Here is a 3857-nt window from a genome sequence, read left to right on the forward strand (position 1 = left end):
GCCTTGATGCGACGCTGGTAACTGTCTTCATTGTTTGCCAGATTGGATATGATTGAGCGAATCTTACCCTCAAGGCTGGCCTTGGCTGCATTAAAGTACCGGGCAGGAATCCGGTAACGGGCAATGGTCTTGTTTTTCAGGGAAGCCAGTGATTGTCCCTTACGTCACTGGACATATAATCCACGTTCGATGGACGACATCAGCCCAGCTATAGCGGACAGGGCGGCATTCTGGGCAGGGGAGATGTTCAGGGGGGTCTGGAAAGTCAGTGACAGGCTGTCAGTCAGAAACGAGTCTTTTTCACTCATGGCTGCTTCTTCGCTCATGGCTCCCCAGTATCCTCTACAACTTTGGTCAATTTCTCCATCAGCTGCTGGTTTTTGCGACTGCGGCTGCCGTAAAGGCGAGCAGGAAGCACAGTGATAATCTCCAAAAAATCCATCGCCAGCTCTTCCGGTTGGCCGGCCCCCTCAAAGGAAGGCTGATCACCCGGGTTGATGATAACCACTTCGCAGTTCCGGGCTTCGCACAAAGCGAATACCAGTTCCGCGCCGAATCGTAACAAGCGGTCTTTGTGGGTGATGATCAATCGTTCCAACTGGCCGGACACAATCAGGTTGAGCAGTTGTCGCACGCTTTTTTTGCGGTAGTTCATACCACTGCCAAGATCACTTCGTACTGCCAGCCTTTAGAGGCGCAACAGGTAGGTTTTTGTTAACTGCAACAAGCCCTTCTGCGCCCGGTCCCAAGGGTGCGCTCCAACCGTAAACTTGATTATTTCCCACTTTATACCAGACTGAATTTGTTTATATCCAGCAATTGGCTTGCGCTTTTTTAAATGGATTTATTTCGATTGAAATTTACATAAAACGCATTCTGGAAGATTTTTTATGAATAATAACGTTACGCCTGAGGCACTCACGGCTTTCAAGTCGGTTATTCCCGTACCCACTGTGGTTTGCCACCACCTGTCAATACAGCCTGACGATACAGGAGAATTCGATGGTCGGGTCGTGTGCAAAACCCCCACAACACAATTGCTCCGCTCTCCCCAATGTCAGTGCGATACGCTGTTTCGTACCGATGCGGATATTCAGGAATTAGATACGCTATTACAGGACAGGTCCGTCGATATTCACGCCAAACAATCCAGAAGTATATGTCAGGTATCTGCATATGGTTCCCATGATACGGTGCATTGGTATTCACCATTTGGCGTGCATGACCAAAATATTCTGGACAAGCTGGAATGGTACTTTAGTAAGGAGGGGGTTGATATCGATCAGCCCATTAACCATGCCGGGGAAACCATGTTGCACCGGTTTAGCCATGAAAGCTGTATTTATCCGAGGAATAGTTTGTATTGGGGTCTGTACCCAAAGCGTCCAGATGACGTCGTTAAATGGCTTTTGGAAAACGGGGCTTCGCTGAAGCCCGATCGTCTGGGTGACACACCATTACATAACGTCTGCCAGGCTGGTGCTCCCACAGAGCTTATGGTCATATTGCTGGAGGCAGTCAGGGAAAACCCGAAGATACTTAACGCACAAAATAGCAAAGGTAACACCGCCCTGATTGAAGCCATGTGTTCATATTACTCATGGAGTGGTACGCCACTGCTTTTTTTGCGGGCCGGAGCCACTATCGGTGATGGTGATACCCGTTCCGAATACTGTCCACTTGGCGCAGTTGTCAAAGCCCGGCAACTCAACAGCGAAAAACTGGGACTGCTGGCTCACTATGGGCTGGATATCAGTCAATGCACCAGCGAGGCATCGCGTTTTGTCAGGATGATGAATCGCTATAACTTCTATACGGACACCCAAACACTTGTTTACTGGATAAAATCAGGGTTGGCCCTGAATGGTATTGACGACGATGGACAGTCATTACTTTCCGCGTGTTTCAGTCCCTTTGAAAAAGAGAGCAAAGAAAATAGCGGGTGGAATCCAAAGCTGGTATTATGCAATCATGCCTTGAAAGCCGCCTATAAATACCATTTCCCCAGAAATATTGACGCTCTGAAAGGGGCAATTTCAGATACATTGATGGAAACCCGGTCAGAGGACATGGGTAAACTGCTGAAAGGCTTTCAAGAGGCTTTTTATCTGATCGATAACACGGTTGAAATGATTGCCAGCAACCTGAATGACCAGAATAAAATGAAGCTTGCAGTGTTGCTGGCACAAGCCAGGGGTGAGCACCCCGAAAAGATGAGTCTTCTTCCTTTCATCTACCAGCCGTACAAGCATTATATGCGCACTTGCACCGACGCTTTCATGGATCGCATGGAAGCTATTTTCAACGCTGAACCCCCAGATTTTGTCAAGCTCAAGTTGGCGCCTGATCGGCAAAGATTTAAAAGAACTAAGCCTGACGAGGGAGTAGTGACCAAGTTTGATGGTAGTCATCAAAATAAAGCCCCGCAAAACAACCGTTCAACCATCGATTCAGATATTCAATTATACGACTGGCTTTTCGACCACCGGCTGACATCATTACGGCAACTGCTGTCGTCACATCAGGAACTGCATAAATTGATCTGTAAACATCAACGCGAGTTGGTTTGCGATTTATCGAATGAAAATAAACAGCTACTTGAGGAGTTACTGGGTTTGAAGAGGCCAGTTGATAAATTGCACATGTTTGATGAATCTGGTGGGTATTAAGTAGTTAACCAGATGAAATCATGTTTTCTGGCTAAATGATCAGTCACTCTAGGCAACAGCTCCTGCGATGCTCTGGCTACTGCATCCATGCAGTTGTGCGGCGTTAAAACTCCGTTAACATAGCTGTGCTGCCTACGCTCCGCCTTGCATAGTGATTATCCACCAAGCCAGAAATATACGATTGGTCAAGTATTTATGGAACGCCCATATACAACAGTAGGAGCTATCTCAACACAACTGCGACGGAGTCAATCTTTTATAAAGATCTTGATGAACATCGTGTCATCCACGACGTATCCATGCTCCAGATTAGTGAGTCGCAAAATGCAAGGAAAGCCGAGGAAGGACTTTTTATCACCTATTGGCCTTTGAAACTTCATGTGACCAGTTTCGATCTCGTGATTACCTTTAAGCTGGTCGATAATCATAAAAGAAACATTGAATGAGAGTGGCCAACGCAAAGCAGCATCGAATTTGCTTTTCAATAAAGATATGAACAAGCTGATATGTGTCTTCCTACCGATTCCATTACCATCCAGGTAGACCCTGGTACGCATTTTATAACCAGAACGAGTATTGAATTCAGGTGAATGTATTACCCTTTTTTCCTCGAAAACCTGAGCTTCGCTCCGTTTGTGTTCAAAATTATCGATTCTCCATATCCAGCAACCATCTGGGGTTGGTCCAATAAAGTCTGTATCGACTGCAAGGGTTCTGGTAGTTGCAGGCAAGCCAGGAGGGTTGACAAGGGAAGTACGGGATTCGCCATTAACAACCGTTGATGCGGCTTCATCCAATGGCTCCAGGCTGGATAATGGTAAATTTTCCGATGCCGCTCCCTCAAGCTGAAGAGTGTCAATTTTAAACTGAAGAGTGGAAATTTCGTTTTGGAGGCTTCCAATAAGACAAGTATTAGCTGCGCTGCGCTTTTCAAGGTCATATAGAAATTGCTGAATACCAGGTAGCAACGAGGTACTGGAATTTTGCTCCTGTATTTTTGATTTCAGCTCTGCTACCACATTAGTGAGGTTCTTTATGGTTTTGGCATCCTCTGAACGACCGTGTTGCATCATAGTTTTCCAATCTTCCGGAGGAATATTTGAACATGTATCAAGATGATCGAGGATCTCATTAATAGGCCCGTGCCATGGGCAACCAGAATTTTTATAGGTAGTGTTTGAAGGGCAT

The 3857-nt window shown here is 46.2% G+C and carries 3 protein-coding genes and 1 pseudogene; 1 reads left to right on the forward strand and 3 read right to left on the reverse strand.

Translation table 11 applies throughout. From position 1 onward, the window contains the following. Nucleotides 1-164: 164 nt before the first annotated feature. Nucleotides 165-326, reverse strand: coding sequence for a hypothetical protein (locus KDK14_RS16385; protein WP_257266250.1), 162 nt, complete (start codon nt 324-326; stop codon nt 165-167). Beyond that, nucleotides 323-679: pseudogene (locus KDK14_RS16390) on the reverse strand (recombinase family protein); the annotation flags it as partial. The gene KDK14_RS16385 and the pseudogene KDK14_RS16390, both read right to left, overlap by 4 nt. Before the next feature lie 211 nt (nt 680-890). Here KDK14_RS16390 and KDK14_RS16395 point away from each other — a divergent pair. After that, nucleotides 891-2669 carry an ankyrin repeat domain-containing protein gene (locus KDK14_RS16395; protein WP_257266251.1) on the forward strand — a complete coding sequence of 593 codons (1779 nt, stop codon included), beginning with the start codon at nt 891-893 and terminating at the stop codon, nt 2667-2669. Nucleotides 2670-2917: 248 nt separating this feature from the next. On the opposite strand, the gene KDK14_RS16400 is transcribed toward KDK14_RS16395, so the two are convergent. Then, nucleotides 2918-3857: hypothetical protein (locus KDK14_RS16400; protein WP_257266252.1), on the reverse strand; the 940-nt coding region annotated here is incomplete at its 5' end.

The sequence above is a fragment of the Endozoicomonas sp. ONNA2 genome (assembly GCF_024606365.1).
GTDB lineage: Bacteria > Pseudomonadota > Gammaproteobacteria > Pseudomonadales > Endozoicomonadaceae > Endozoicomonas.